The following is a 14,735-nucleotide window of genomic DNA, read 5'->3' as shown; positions in this document are numbered from 1 at the left end:
TGATGGAGCCGGTCGCGGCGTGGTGAGCGGCGGCGTCCTTATTCTCTCGCCGCGGCGGGATGATCGCCGGGTGCTCTTCGAGGTGCTGGACAAGGCTGAAGTCGAGGCGATCTATACGGCTAAGAACGTCGGTCAAGCGCTCGAGTTTGTCGCGCAGATGGCGCTCGGCATGATCATCGTCGATCTATCGATTGTTCCGTCTGAGGTGTCGAACCTGCTGTCCCGTTTTCGAGCCGCCTGTCCCGGGGGGCGCGTGCTGGGCGTGCTGCCGCCGGTGGGCGAACGCTGTGATCCGCGCTGGGAGCGCCTGCTGGCGGCCACCGACGACGTGCTCCACGGTCCGGTCCAGGCGAGCGAGCTGAGCTATCGCCTGAGGCGCGTTAGTAAACCGCCAGCAGGGTTTGAGCGGTCTGGCGGTGGCCGAAGCGATCGCAAAGGCTTAACGCTGGTCGACGGCTTGGAGGAAGAGTTTCTCCTGGTCGACGCGGCCAACGATCAGATTTTGGAAGTCAATCAGGCGCTGCTCGACGTTTACGGCGGCACCCAGGACAGCTGGCGTCGCCGTAGCCTGGAGCACCTGAACCTCGACCTTTCGGCCGCGGAACGCAAAGAGCAGCGAGCCCTGCTGCGGCAGGAAGGCCGGGTAACGATCGACTGCTTCCGGACTCGCGCAGACGGTCAGCGTCAGGCCGTGGAAATGGTTCAGACGCTCAGCATTCACGACGGCCGTGCGGTCTATCTGACCCGCCTGCGTGACCGCAACCCCCGGCTCCGGCTGCTGGAGCGGCTTCGTTCCGTGGGTCGAATTTTCTCAGATCCCCAAGCCGGCGATTCTGCCGCCGCCATCGCTGACCTGGTGAGCGAGTGCCTCGGGCTGGATCTGTTCCTGGTGGTGGCCCGTCCGGAGGGAGAAGAAGACGGTGAACTGACCATCCTTGCCGCCTACGGCCGGGGTGAGCTCCACCATCAGCTGGCTGATCCTCAAGGCCACAAACCCTACGAGATTATCTTCGCGGGTAACTGGGTGCTGGCCGAAGACGACGCCCGAGGCAAGCTGGGCTTTGACGATTTTGTCAGCCAAAACGATATCGAAAGCTACGTTGGGCTACCGCTGCGGGCCAGCACCGGCACGGTCAGCGGTGCGCTGATTGCCGCGAGCCGGCGGGTGATCGACGACTGGTCGTCCGCCCTTGACGTGTTAAAGGTGGTGGCCTCACACCTCGCCCAGTCTTATGAGCTGCGCTCGATGCGGGATCAGCGGGATGTCCTGGGGCTGCACGATGCGCTCACGCGCCTGCCGAACCGATCGCTGTTCAGCGACCGGCTGGGACACGCGCTTCGCGAGGCCGGTCGAACCGGTGAGCTTTTCTCGATTCTGTTTGTCGATTTGGACCGCTTTAAAACGATCAACGACAGCCTCGGCCACGACATCGGCGACCAGGTCCTGCACGCGGTGGCCGAGCGGCTGCAGGGTGCGGTGCGCGGCAGCGACACGGTATCGCGGTATGCGGGCGATGAATTCACCATCATTTTGCGCCACATCGTCCACAAGGACGACGTCCTGCGCATCGCCCGGAAAATCAACGGCATCCTGGCCGAGCCGCTGCAGCTGGAGTCAACCCAGGAACTCCAGCTGACGGCCAGTATCGGCATCAGCTTCTACCCTGATGACGGCGTGGACGCGGAGACGCTGATCAAGTGTGCGGATGTTGCGATGTACAGCGCCAAGGGCCTTGGCCGCAACAATGCCCAGGCCTACGTGGACCAGCCGACTGAGTCCCATCAGCAGAAGCTCGTCCTGGAGTCGAAGCTACGTCAGGCGGAAAGCAACAACGAGCTGCGCGTGTTCTTCCAGCCGCAGATGTCTGCCTCTACCGAAGACATTGTGGGTATGGAAGCCCTGATACGCTGGGAACATCCCGACCTGGGACTGATCAGCCCGGGTTTTTTCATTCCGCTGGCGGAGGAGACCGGCCTGATTGTGCCGATCGGCGAATGGCTGCTGGCGGAAGCCACCAAAGTCACCCGGCGCTGGCAAGATCGATTCGACCTGCCGCTGACGCTGGGGGTTAACCTGTCGCCCCTGCAGCTGCGTCAGCCAAACCTGATTGAGGTGGTCGAAAAGGCGCTGAAGGATTCCGACCTTCATCCGGGTTTTCTCGATCTCGAGGTGACCGAGAGCCTCAGCATCAAAAGTATTTCCGGCTTAACCGAAAGGCTCCAGGCGTTGCGCGACATAGGCTGCCGCATTTCGATCGATGATTTCGGCACCGGCCAATCGTCGCTGGACTACCTGAAGCGTTTCCCAGCCGATCGCATCAAGATTGACCAATCATTTGTCCGCAACATCGGCGTTGATCCGGACGACGAGGCAATCGTGAAGGCCACCATCTCCATGGCGCACCAGCTCAACATGGAGGTGGTTGCCGAAGGTGTCGAAGAAGAGGATCACCTCGAGTTCCTGACCGAACACGGCTGCGACGAACTGCAGGGCTTTCTGTTCTGTCGACCGCTCCCGGCCGACAGCTTTTCTACGATGCTCATGGAGCGAGAGGCGCTCACCGCGAGTCGCCGGTCCATTTCGAGCGACAGCTGAAGTGAACGCCTGCCGCAACGCCCGCCGCTGAGCGTTGCGGGAAAATTGCTCCTGAATTCCGCACGAACCTGACCAACGCCATTTGCCAGAGGCTTGACGAGGGCGCTAACGTGATCTGCGGGTGAGGTGTATAACGAGGAGGACACGCTGTGAAATTCATAAAAATTCTTTTGATCAGCCTGGTCACGCTCGCCGTCTTGCTGGGCGTCACCGGACTGTTTCTGCCGGACTCGGCGCACGTTGAACGGTCCGTTTCGATCAACGCGCCGGCCAGCAAGGTGTTTCCGCTGGTTAACAACATGAAACGCTTCAACGAATGGTCGCCCTGGGTCGGACTGGATCCCGACGCGAGCTACGAGTACAGCGGTCCAGACGCCGGGCCGGGGGCCATGATGAGCTGGGCCAGCGAAGACCCGTCGGTCGGAAATGGGTCGATGAAGATCACGGCCAGCAGCCCGGAGCGGGTCGAAACCTACCTGGATTTTGGGAATCAGGGAGATGCTAACGCCTACGTCACGCTGGTGGAAAACGGTGACATAACGGTGGTCACCTGGGGCTTCGACACGGAGTTTCGTGGCGACATCATTCAGCGCTATTTTGGCTTGGCGATGGACGCCCTGGTGGGTGGAAGCTACGAAGAGGGTCTGGCCAAACTCAAGACCGTCGCCGAATCCTGAGCGCGACAGCCGCCCGCTCGGGCGGCGGCTTCGATGCTGATCGCTCGCGGCCCGGCTTGACGACAGGCCGTTTTCTTAGGCGGCCTGCGCCGGTCGCGGCTGACTGGCGAGCTGGCGCAGCACAAAGTGCAAAATGCCGCCGTGTCGGTAGTACTCCACCTCTTTGGGCGTATCCAGGCGAACTCTTGCCTGGAAGGTGGTGACCTTGCCGTCATCCGCGGTTGCGGTGACGGTGACCTCCTTGGCCTCGCCGTCATCCAGACCGGTGATGTCGAAGGTCTCATGGCCCGTCAGACCAAGCGCTTCGATGCTGTCACCCGCCATGAAATTTAGGGGCAGCACGCCCATGCCGACCAGGTTGGATCGGTGGATGCGCTCGAAGCTCTCGCAGATGACCGCCTTGACGCCGAGCAGCAGCGTGCCTTTGGCCGCCCAATCGCGCGATGAGCCGGTGCCATACTCTTTGCCAGCCAGCACTACCAGCGGCGTCTTCTCTTCGGCGTACTGCATGGCGGCGTCGTAGATGCTGGTGACCTCACCGCTGGGAATGTGGGTGGTGAAGCCACCTTCAGTTCCAGGCGCGAGCTGGTTACGCAGCCGGACGTTGGCGAAGGTACCGCGCATCATGACCTGGTGGTTGCCCCGGCGAGACCCATACGAATTAAAGTCCACCGGATTGACTCCCTGTTCGACGAGGTAGCGTCCGGCTGGACTGTCAGGTTTGATGGCTCCGGCCGGCGAGATGTGGTCGGTGGTGATGCTGTCGCCCAGCTTGGCCAGGCAGCGGGCACCGTGGATGTCGCTGATGGCGCCCACAGCCATGGTCATGCCCTCAAAATAGGGTGGGTTCTGGATGTAGGTGGAGTCATCCTGCCAGTCGAAGCGACTGCCCTGCGGGGCACTGACGGAGTTCCACTCGCTGCTGCCGGCAAACACGCTCGCGTAACTCTCGCTGAACATGCTGGCGGTGACGTGCTCGGAAACAACGCTGGAGATCTCCAGCGCGCTTGGCCAGATGTCTTTGAGAAAGACGTCGTTACCGTCCTGGTCCTGCCCCAGGGCTTCTGAGGTGATATCGATGCCGAGGTTGCCCGCCAGCGCGTAGGCCACCACCAGCGGGGGTGAGGCGAGGTAATTGGTTCGGACGTCAGCGTGCACGCGCCCCTCAAAGTTTCGGTTGCCTGACAGCACCGACGACACCACCAGCTCATGACCCCGCACGGCGTCACCGATCGCCGGCGGCAGCGGGCCGGAGTTTCCGATGCAGGTGGTGCAGCCGTAGCCGACCACATAAAACCCGAGGGCCTCAAGGTCGTCGAGCAGTCCGGCGGACTTCAGATAGTCGGTCACCACCTGCGAACCGGGTGCCAGTGAGGTTTTCACCCAGGACTTGACCTTGAGGCCTCGCTTGACGGCATTGCGGGCGAGCAGCCCCGCGCCGAGCATCACGGCGGGATTAGACGTGTTGGTGCAGGAAGTGATGGCGGCGATGACCACCGCGCCATCCTCCAGCTCAAACTCGGCACCCTCGTTGTTGACCGGGACACCTTTGGCGCTGTCGCGCCCGCCCATGTTCTTTAAGGACTCTTGAAAGCTCGCCTTGGCGTCGGTCAAGAGAATGCGGTCCTGCGGCCGCTTTGGCCCGGCAAGGCTCGGAACCACGGTTGCCATATCGAGCGTCAGCGTATCGGTGTAGGTTGCCGGCGTGTCGCCAGGCTCGCGGAACATCCCCTGCGCTCGGGCGTACGCTTCCACTAGAGCCACCTGCTGCTCGTCACGACCGGAGAGGCGAAGGTAGCGAAGCGCTTCGCTGTCGATCGGAAAGATACCGCAGGTGGCGCCATATTCCGGCGCCATGTTGGCGATGGTTGCCCGGTCCGCCAGCGGCAGCTGATCCAGGCCCTCACCAAAAAACTCGACAAACTTGCCGACCACACCGCGTTCGCGGAGCATTTGGACGATCGTCAGGACCAGGTCAGTGGCTGTCGACCCCTCGGGCAGCGCGCCGGTGAGCTCAAAACCGATCACCTGCGGGATGAGCATGGAAATGGGCTGTCCGAGCATCGCTGCTTCCGCCTCGATGCCGCCGACGCCCCAGCCGAGCACACCGATGCCGTTGATCATGGTGGTGTGGCTGTCGGTACCCACCACCGTATCGGGATAGGCCAGCCACTCCCCGTCTTCGTTTTGGCGCCCAAAAATCACCCGCGCCAGGTACTCCAGATTGACCTGGTGCACGATGCCGGTGGCGGGAGGAACGACGGCAAAATTCTCAAACGCGGTCTGGCCCCACTTCAAGAACGCATAGCGCTCCGCGTTGCGCTGAAACTCGATGCGCGAATTCAGATCCAAGGCATTGGGCTTACCGAAGGCATCGACCTGCACCGAGTGATCGATGACCAGCTCGGCCGGGGACAGAGGGTTGATCTGGTCCGGCTGCCCGCCAAGGGACTCCACCGCGTCGCGCATCGCTGCGAGGTCAACGACCGCAGGCACGCCCGTAAAGTCCTGCAGCACCACCCTGGAAGGCGTAAACGCAATCTCGGTTGAGGGGTCAGCCGTGGGCTCCCAGCGGCACAGGGCTTCGATGTCGGCGCGGTTGATGTCGACACCGTCCTCGTGGCGCAGCAGGTTTTCCAGCAGGATCTTCAGGCTGAAGGGGAGGCGTGACAAGTCGTATTGCTCGCCCAGTTTTTTCAGGCTTGGGTAAACGTACTCCCGATCACCGACGGTGACGGTTGAACGAACGGAGAAAGAGTCTTTCATGCCGTGCTGCTCCTGCTTGGTGTCGGGACGATAAGGCGAAAAATTATCGCCTAACCATCATTAAAGTTATAGGTCGAACCTGCCGCCCGGGGGATCGACGTGCAGGCCTCAGCGGCTCGGGCCGATTGCGGCGCTCGATGCGCCGGGGACGGCCGCTCAGATCTCGCCGAGCAGCTGCCGGCTTAAGTGGAGCACGCTGCGACCACGAAAGATCAGCTGCCAGCGCGAGCCGCCGAGCTGACGCCACAGGACGGCCGAGCGGATTCCGCACAGCAGCGTGGCGCGCACGCAGTTGACGTAACGCTCCTGCTGGAGCAGCACCGGGTTGCCGCGCACGACCACTCTGGGCTTGAGCGGTGTGATGGTTCGGACGTAGAGCTGCGCCAGTCGGTCGAAGTGCCGCTCCTGGTCGAACGATTCATCCTGTCGGTGGACGCTGATCGCCTGAAGGCCGTCGCTCAGATTCTCCCCCAGCTCTTCGTCGTCGAGGACCCGTCCACCGAGTTGCATCAGGGACACAACCGCGTGCAGGACGTTTGGGTTGCGGCGTCCGCTGAAGTTGGCGCGCAACTTGTGCAGTCCGAGCTCCAGCCCGCTGAGGTCACCGTAAACGGCCTCGACATTCTCAGCGTCGAAGCGGTAGAGGCTCTCGATGCTGGTTTCCAGCGCGAGCTCGTCGGTATGCCCGCGGTCGGCAAAATCGTGCGCCAGTTCACTGGCCTGAAACACGCCCGCCAGCGCAATGACGCGATTGCGAAGGGGGCTCTGGGACACCTCAGGCGGCCTCGCGCGCGGCGCTCTGGTAGCCTTCAATCACGCCACCGCCGAGACACTGTTCGCCCGAGTAGAACACCACCGACTGGCCGGGCGTGACGGCCAGCTGCGGTTCTTCGAATTCGACCGTCGCAACGCCTGCCGAGATGCAAACCTGGCAGGCTTGATCAGCCTGGCGGTAGCGAATCTTTGCGGTGCAATGAAAGGCCTCGCCCGGAGGCGCCCCCGCAACAAAGCTGAGCTGACCCGCGGTCAAACGACTGCTGAAGAGCCAGGGATGATCGTGCCCCTGGCCAACCAGTAGGACGTTGGACTCCAGGTCTTTGTCGAGCACATACCATGGCTGACCGCTTGAGCCCGACGTTCCGCCGATGCCGAGGCCCTGACGCTGGCCGAGGGTGTAATACATCAGCCCATCATGGCGCCCCAGCAGCTCGCCCTCAGCGCTGCGGATTTCGCCGGGCTGATGAGGCAGGTAGGTCTCGAGAAACGTCTTAAAGTCTCGCTCGCCGATAAAACAGATGCCTGTACTGTCTTTCTTGCCGGCGACGGGCAGCTCCAGCGACCGGGCCAGCGCGCGGACGGCGGGCTTTTCCATTTCGCCGATCGGGAACAGCGTGCGCGAGAGCTGCGCCTGGCCAAGCGTATAAAGAAAGTAGCTCTGGTCTTTGTTGTGATCGAGGCCCCGCAGCAGCTGCCAGGATCCGTCCTGCTGCCGGTTGCGGGCGTAGTGGCCGGTGGCGATGCGCGTCCCGCCCAGATCCTCGGCGTGCTCGAGAAACGTTTTGAACTTAATTTCCCGGTTGCACAAAATATCGGGGTTGGGCGTGCGGCCGGCGGCGTATTCGGCCAGAAAGTGTTCGAACACGTGATCCCAGTACTCGCTGGAAAAATTCCGCGTGTAAAGCTTCACGCCGAGCTTGTCGCAGATCGCCTGGGCGTCGGCCGCGTCCGCCTCCGCCGGGCAGGTGCCCAGCCGGTCGTCCTCCTCCCAGTTTTTCATGAACATCGCCGCAATTCGATGGCCGCGGTCCTTTAAAACCGATAACGACGTGGCGGAGTCAACGCCACCGGACAGCCCGACGATAACCCGGTCGTTCCTTTGGCTGCTGTCATTCATCCTTCGATCCAGTGTAATAACCTTAAGGAGCCATGGGGCTCGGTCGCGTAGTCGTCCAGGCTCTGGGTGATCACCGGGCTGCGCAGCGGAAGCGCTTGTGCGTCCAACTCCGCCTGCGTAAGCCAACGAATTCGCTCGATACCGTCGTCCAGCCTTGCTGTCGGGTCGTGACTGCGCAGCGCCGCGGCAAAGGTAAAACGCAGAAAGCAGCGGCCGCTGGACGAATCCTGCCACTGATATATGCCGACGAGGCTGCCGGGTTCAACCCCGCAGCCGGTTTCCTCCAGGGTTTCCCGCCGGGCGGCCTGCAGCAGCGATTCGCCGGCTTCCAGGTGCCCGCTCGGCTGGTTGATCACCAGCTCGCCGCGGACGCGCTCCTCGACAAACAGAAAACGACCGTCGTTTTCCACGATTGTCGCGACAGTGGTATGAGGCTTAAAAATCACCGCGCAAGGATACCCACGGTCAGGCTTAAGCGGTAGCGTCTTCGCCCGATTTTGGTGCGCTGAAGCCCTGCTGGCGAACCAGCTCGACAAAGCGCCGGGCCTGCGGCGTAAAGAATCGTCCGCGCTTCATCACCAGGCCATAGTTGCGGGGTGGGAAGTAGCGACTCATGTCGGCGACAAAAAGCTTCTCATCACCGCGTAGGCAGACTTCGGTGACCACGGAGATTCCCATGCCGAGTTCGACATAACGCTTGATGACCTCCCAGCCACCCACCTCGAGCGCCACGTGATAAGGCACCTCATGCTGCTGAAACGATAGGTCCACGATGCGCCAGGTCGACAGCCTCTTGGGCGGCAGGATCAGGCCGTAGGGTGACAGGTCTGCAAGGCGGATGGTTTTTTTGCGGGACAGCGGATGGCCCAGCGGCGTGATCAGCTTCGGTTGATACTCGGCGATGGGCTCATAACGAATGTCGGGCGGCACATCCAGCATGGACCCCACCGCAAAATCGACCTCCTCATTTCGAATCATGGTCAGACCGTCTTTGCCCGTCACGTTGTGCAGCTGGACGTGGATGCCGGGATGCTCCTCCCGATAGCTGGAAACGAGGTGGGGCAAGACGTACAGAATGGTGGACTCACCCGAGGCGATGTCGATCGTGCCGGTTTCCAGACGCCCAAGCGCGGCCTGGAAGCTTTCGCCAAGAGAGCCGATGCCATCAACCAGGGGTCGTGCCAGCCCATAAAGCGTGGTTCCCTCGGGGGTGAGGCGGATCTTCGGGCCGTGGCGTTCGAACAGCTGCGCGCCCATGCGCTCCTCGAGGGCGCGAATCTGTAGGCTCACGGACGGTTGGCTCAGAAAGAGCTCTTCGGCGGCTCTGGACATGCTCCCGTTTCTCGCCGCGCAGCAAAAAGCCCGCAGCGGTTTTAGCAGGTCTCCCTTATAGAAATATCGTGAAGATTTTGTGACGGCCGATTCGGTCGGATTTTTAATGAGTTACGTCCTAGCATTAGGTTTTTTAATACTTAATATTGATACATTTAAGTTGATAAATAATCAAGGCGGGCTAGATTTGTCGCATCGACCAATCGTTGAAAGGACCGCAATGATGGACCAAAGCACCGAAACCGCCCCAGAGAAAACCCTCGATCAACAGTGGAGCGAAGATCCGCGGTGGAGCGGCGTGTCGCGCCCGTATACTGGCGCTGACGTCGTTCGCCTGCGCGGCACCGTCTCCATCGATTACACCCTGGCAACGCTCGGCGCCAGCAAGCTGTGGCGATACCTGAACACAGAAGACTTTGTTAACGCCCTCGGTGCGCTGACCGGCAACCAGGCCATGCAGCAGATCAAAGCCGGCCTCAAGGCAATCTACCTGTCCGGCTGGCAGGTTGCGGCTGACGCCAACAACGCTGGCCAGATGTATCCGGATCAGTCGCTGTATCCAGCGGATTCGGTGCCGTCGGTGATTAAGAAAATCAACAATACGCTCCTGCGCGCCGACCAGCTTCACTGCGCGGAAGGTGACACCAGCGTCGACTGGTTGCAGCCGATTGTCGCGGACGCCGAGGCCGGGTTTGGTGGGGTCCTGAATGCTTTCGAACTGATGAAAGGCATGATCGAAGCGGGAGCCGCCGGGGTTCATTTTGAAGATCAGCTGGCGTCAGCCAAAAAGTGTGGGCACATGGGTGGCAAGGTGCTGGTGCCCACCAAAGAGGCGGTCGACAAGCTGGTCGCGGCGCGTCTCGCGTCCGACGTGATGGGTGTGCCGACGTTGATTGTTGCCCGCACCGACGCATTGGCGGCCGGCCTGCTGACAAACGATATCGACGAGCGAGACCATCAGTTCCTCACCGGCGACCGCACGCCTGAGGGCTTTCACGTCACCAACAACGGCATCGACCAGGCGGTCGCGCGTGGGCTGGCGTATGCCCCCTACGCCGATCTGCTTTGGTGTGAAACCGGCAAGCCCGACCTTGAGCAGGCGCGGACCTTTGCCGAAGCCATTCATCGCGAGTTCCCCGGAAAGATGCTTGCTTACAACTGCTCGCCGTCGTTCAACTGGCGCAAGCATCTGGACGACGACACCATCGCGCGGTTCCAGCGGGAGCTTGCGGCCATGGGCTACAAGTTCCAGTTCATCACGCTAGCCGGATTCCATGCGCTCAACCACTCGATGTTTGACCTGGCCCGCGGCTATCGGGCGCGGCAGATGTCGGCCTACGTTGAGCTCCAGGAGCGAGAATTCGGCGACGAGACCAACGGCTACACCGCCACCAAACACCAGCGTGAGGTCGGCACCGGCTATTTCGACGCCATCACGCAGGTCATCAGCGGCGGCAAATCGTCCCTGACCGCCTTGAGTGGTTCCACCGAGGAAGAGCAGTTTCAGGACGACAAAGTCGCCTAAAGGCCTTCAAACGAAGCCGCCGGCCGATTAATTCGGTCGGCGGGTCGCCTGGCGGGCCCCGCCGGCAGGCGCCAACCCATTCTTGCCAATCCTCAGCGCGTGGCCGCTCCAGCAGGTGCGGCATAGCGCCTATTTCCCTTGACGCACAGCTGATGCGCACCACTTGTCGGCCAGGGTGCTGGGCCCGCCGGAATCCCCCTGTCAACGGTTGAAAACTGGCCAGTTCGGGCTTAAGTTGAACGAACGGGTGGGGCCTTGAGTCCAACCTCGGAAACGCGCCATTCTCAGGCGTCATACGGTTCATTCGGAAAAAGTCAGTGAGCGAGTCAGACCAGGAATCCCAAGGCACCATTCTCGATCAGGAAGAAGCCAAGCCCAAGGTGCGCAAGCCGCCCCTGTTCAAGGTTTTCCTGCTGAACGATGACTACACGCCGATGGAGTTTGTCGTAGAAGTGCTGGAGCGATTCTTCTCGATGAGCAAAGAAAAAGCCACGCAAATCATGCTGCAGGTTCACTACCGCGGCAAAGGCGTTTGCGGCGTCTACACACGTGAAATTGCAGAATCAAAGGTGGACCTGGTCAACGACCATGCCCGATCCAATCAGCACCCGCTGATGTGTTCAATGGAGGAAGTGTAAATTGTTCAGTAAAGACCTGGAACAGACGATCAGCCAAAGCTACAAGCGGGCGCGCGCCCAGCGGCATGAGTTCATGACCGTGGAGCACCTGTTCCTGGCGCTGCTGGACAACGCCTCGGCCAGTCACGTCCTGGTCACCTGTGGCGCCCAGCCGGACGTGCTGCGTCAGGAGCTGCAGGACATTATCGAGCAGACGGTGCCCGTGCTGCCCGGCAACGATGAGCGCGACACCCAGCCGACCGTCGGCTTCCAGCGCGTGCTGCAGCGTGCGGTTTACCACGTCCAGTCGTCCGGCAAAAAGGAGGTGACCGGTGCGAACGTGCTGGTGGCCATTTTTGGGGAGAAAGACTCCCACGCGGTATATTTTCTGCACAAGCAGGACGTGACCCGGCTCGACGTCGTCAACTACATCGCCCACGGCATCTCGAAGCTGGCGGAAAACTCTCCCGAGCAGCCGGCGTCGGAGTCTGAAACCCAGGAAGCCGTGGCCGAGGGTCAAAAATCCAACCCCCTGGAAAGCTTCGCCACCAATCTCAACGACCTGGCGATGGCCGGGAAAATCGATCCCCTGATTGGGCGTCATTCCGAGGTCGAACGCATTATCCAGATCCTGTGCCGACGGCGTAAAAACAATCCGCTCCTGGTTGGGGAGGCCGGTGTGGGCAAAACGGCGCTGGCCGAAGGCCTGGCCCGTCGGATCGTCGAGGAGGACGTACCCGAGGTTCTGGCCGACGCGACCATTTACGCACTGGATCTGGGCTCACTGATCGCCGGCACCAAATATCGCGGCGATTTTGAGAAGCGCCTCAAAGGTGTGATCAATCAGCTCAAGAAAGAGCCTGGCGCGGTCCTTTTTATTGATGAAATTCACACGATTATCGGCGCCGGTGCAGCTTCCGGTGGCGTCATGGATGCCTCCAACCTGATCAAGCCCGTGCTCGCATCTGGCGATCTTCGGTGTATCGGTTCCACCACCTTCCAGGAATTCCGCGGCGTTTTTGAGAAGGATCGGGCGCTCGCTCGACGCTTCCAGAAAATCGACGTGCCGGAGCCGACCGTGGAAGAGACGCTGGAGATCCTGACGGGGCTGAAAGAGCGCTTCGAGGAATACCACCAGATCGAATACACGCCGGCGGCGCTGGAAGCGGCGGCCAACCTGGCTTCACGCCATATCAATGATCGGTTCCTGCCGGACAAGGCGATCGACGTGATCGACGAGGCCGGTGCCCGGCAGCGGCTGCTGCCGGAAGACGAGCGCCGTAAGAGGCTGACCGAAGAGGATATCGAATACGTGGTCGCCAAGATGGCGCGGATCCCGCCCAAGCAGGTTTCCAGCTCTGATCGGGACGTCCTCAAAACGCTGGAACGCGACCTTCAGATGGTGGTCTTCGGGCAAAACGAAGCGATCACCTCCCTGGTTGCGGCCATCAAGATGTCGCGCTCGGGCCTGGGCGAGGCCGACAAGCCGATCGGCTCGTTCCTGATGGCGGGTCCTACGGGTGTCGGCAAGACCGAGGTCACCCGGCAGCTGGCGCTGATCATGGGCGTCGAGCTCGTGCGCTTCGACATGTCGGAGTACATGGAGGCCCATACCGTGTCGCGGCTGGTGGGCGCACCTCCGGGGTACGTGGGCTTCGATCAGGGCGGTCTACTGACGGAGGCGGTCACCAAAACCCCACACTGCGTGCTGCTGCTCGACGAGGTCGAGAAGGCGCACCCCGACGTGTTCAACCTGCTGCTTCAGGTGATGGATCACGGCACGCTGACCGATACCAACGGCAGGCAGGCGGACTTCCGCAACGTGATTCTGGTGATGACCACCAACGCGGGCGCGGCGCAAGCCAGTCGCCGGACCATCGGTTTTCAAAGTCAGGACCACTCGACCGACGCGATGGAGGCCATCCGGCGGATGTTTACACCGGAGTTCCGCAATCGCCTGGACGCGATTGTTCAGTTCAACTCGCTGGACTTTGACACAATTCTGCGGGTCGTCGACAAGTTCCTGATCGAGCTAGAGATGCTGCTTCAGGAGAGCGAGGTCAGCGTCACCGTGAGCCCGGAGGCTCGCCAGTGGCTGGCCGAGCACGGCTTTGATCCGGTGATGGGCGCAAGGCCCATGAAGCGGGTCATCCAGGAGCAGGTCAAGGCCAAGCTGGCCGATGAGCTGCTGTTTGGCAAGCTGGCTGACGGCGGCAGCGTGAGCCTCGACGTCGTCAACGACGAGCTCAAGGTGACGGTTCGGGAGAAGGAGCTGCTGCTCGAGCAAACGCCCGCACCGGCCGACGACTGACGGCCTGCTGCTTTAGGTCTTTCAGGGCGGACGAGTCGGAGCGACTCGTCCGTCGCGGCGAAGCTGCCGCGCTTATCTCATACGGTAGGTAATACGACCCTTACTCAGGTCGTAAGGCGTCATTTCCACCTTGACCCGATCGCCGGTCAGAATCCGGATGTAGTGCTTGCGCATCCGTCCGGAAATGTGAGCTGTGACCACGTGGCCGTTATCCAGCTCAACGCGAAACATGGTGTTGGGCAGGGTTTCCTGGACGGTCCCTTCCAACTCGATAACATCTTCTTTAGCCATAAATCCTTGTGTCAGGAAAAAAACGGCGCCCATTGTATCGGTCGGGCCATGGCTTGCCAATCGCCGGTATGACCCTCAAGCGCGGTGAGTGCGGCGATTCGCTCGCAGAACTCAAGGCGAGGCAGGTTGTACGCACCCAGCGTCAGGAGGTGGGCCGACTCGACCTGGCAGTCCAGGAGTCCAAAATTGTGCTGCGCCAGGAACTGACACAGACTGATCAGCGCAACCTTGGAACCGTCGCGGCGACGGCGAAACATGCTCTCCCCAAAAAATGCTCGACCGATGGCGATACCGTAAATGCCACCCACTAGTTCACCGTCACGCCAGACCTCGAGACTGTGGGCGTGACCGAGCTGGTGCATGCGCCGGTACGCTTGCTTCATTTCCCGGGTGATCCAGGTGCCTGCCTGGCCAGGTCTGGGAGCTGCACAGGCATCTACCACCTCGTTGAAGCTGCGGTCCAGCGTAATCCGCCAGGGCTGGCGCAGCGTGCGGGCCATGCGACGGGAAACGTGAACGTTACTGGGTTCGATGACCAGCCGGGGGTCGGGGCTCCACCAAAGGATTGGCTCAGACGGGCTGTACCAGGGGAAAATGCCGAGCCGATAGGCCTCGAGCAGCGTGGCCGGATGAAGATCTGCGCCGGCGGCCAGCAGGCCGTTGGGCTCCATGAACGCCTCATCGACCGGCGGGAACGGTTGACCCGGCGCCAGCCACGGGATCATG

The 14,735-nt window shown here is 61.5% G+C and carries 12 protein-coding genes; 5 read left to right on the top strand and 7 right to left on the bottom strand.

The window, feature by feature from the left end; all coding sequences use genetic code 11:
• The first annotated feature begins 22 nt into the window (after window positions 1–22).
• Together AAF358_22025 and AAF358_22020 are read left to right on the top strand one after the other, a co-directional pair.
• Entirely contained in the window at window positions 23–2,596 is a 2,574-nt protein-coding gene (locus AAF358_22025) for an EAL domain-containing protein (GenBank protein ID MEM7708247.1), read from the top strand.
• Window positions 2,597–2,745: 149 nt separating this feature from the next.
• The gene (locus AAF358_22020) at window positions 2,746–3,273 is read left to right on the top strand and encodes an SRPBCC family protein (protein ID MEM7708246.1); all 528 of its coding nucleotides are present in this window, start codon (window positions 2,746–2,748) and stop codon (window positions 3,271–3,273) included.
• 75 nt (window positions 3,274–3,348) lie between these two features.
• Here the strand turns inward: AAF358_22020 and acnA are convergent, their stop codons facing one another.
• From acnA to AAF358_21995, 5 genes are all read right to left on the bottom strand, one after another.
• Window positions 3,349–6,039 (bottom strand): aconitate hydratase AcnA, encoded by a 2,691-nt coding sequence (gene acnA, locus AAF358_22015; GenBank protein MEM7708245.1) that lies wholly within the window; start codon window positions 6,037–6,039, stop codon window positions 3,349–3,351.
• Window positions 6,040–6,195: 156 nt separating this feature from the next.
• Window positions 6,196–6,813, bottom strand: a complete 618-nt coding sequence (locus AAF358_22010; GenBank protein MEM7708244.1) for a DUF489 family protein — start codon at window positions 6,811–6,813, stop codon at window positions 6,196–6,198.
• A 1-nt stretch (window position 6,814) separates the two neighbouring features.
• Window positions 6,815–7,933, bottom strand: coding sequence for a tRNA 2-thiouridine(34) synthase MnmA (gene mnmA / locus AAF358_22005; protein MEM7708243.1), 1,119 nt, complete (start codon window positions 7,931–7,933; stop codon window positions 6,815–6,817).
• A complete protein-coding gene (locus tag AAF358_22000; GenBank protein ID MEM7708242.1) occupies window positions 7,930–8,379 on the bottom strand; it encodes an NUDIX hydrolase in 450 nt (149 codons plus the stop codon). Before AAF358_22000 ends, mnmA begins: the two co-directional genes overlap by 4 nt.
• Before the next feature lie 25 nt (window positions 8,380–8,404).
• Window positions 8,405–9,301 (bottom strand): LysR family transcriptional regulator, encoded by an 897-nt coding sequence (locus AAF358_21995; protein MEM7708241.1) that lies wholly within the window; start codon window positions 9,299–9,301, stop codon window positions 8,405–8,407.
• A 187-nt stretch (window positions 9,302–9,488) separates the two neighbouring features.
• Between AAF358_21995 and aceA the strand changes: the two genes are divergently transcribed.
• From aceA to clpA, 3 genes are all read left to right on the top strand, one after another.
• A complete protein-coding gene (gene aceA, locus AAF358_21990) occupies window positions 9,489–10,790 on the top strand; it encodes an isocitrate lyase (GenBank protein MEM7708240.1) in 1,302 nt (433 codons plus the stop codon).
• Between the two features lie 317 nt (window positions 10,791–11,107).
• Window positions 11,108–11,428, top strand: a complete 321-nt coding sequence (gene clpS, locus AAF358_21985; GenBank protein MEM7708239.1) for an ATP-dependent Clp protease adapter ClpS — start codon at window positions 11,108–11,110, stop codon at window positions 11,426–11,428.
• Between the two features lies 1 nt (window position 11,429).
• Window positions 11,430–13,718, top strand: a complete 2,289-nt coding sequence (clpA, locus tag AAF358_21980; GenBank protein ID MEM7708238.1) for an ATP-dependent Clp protease ATP-binding subunit ClpA — start codon at window positions 11,430–11,432, stop codon at window positions 13,716–13,718.
• A 72-nt stretch (window positions 13,719–13,790) separates the two neighbouring features.
• On the opposite strand, the gene infA is transcribed toward clpA, so the two are convergent.
• Together infA and aat are read right to left on the bottom strand one after the other, a co-directional pair.
• A complete protein-coding gene (gene infA, locus AAF358_21975) occupies window positions 13,791–14,009 on the bottom strand; it encodes a translation initiation factor IF-1 (protein ID MEM7708237.1) in 219 nt (72 codons plus the stop codon).
• 11 nt (window positions 14,010–14,020) lie between these two features.
• On the bottom strand, window positions 14,021–14,734 hold the full coding sequence (gene aat, locus AAF358_21970) for a leucyl/phenylalanyl-tRNA--protein transferase (protein MEM7708236.1): 714 nt from the start codon (window positions 14,732–14,734) through the stop codon (window positions 14,021–14,023).
• Window position 14,735: the final 1 nt, after the last annotated feature.

Source organism: Pseudomonadota bacterium (genome assembly GCA_039033415.1).
Taxonomy (GTDB): Bacteria; Pseudomonadota; Gammaproteobacteria; order Xanthomonadales; family SZUA-38; genus JANQOZ01.
The sequence above is the reverse complement of the archived record's forward strand: the minus strand, read 5'-3'. Positions and strand labels throughout refer to the sequence as shown.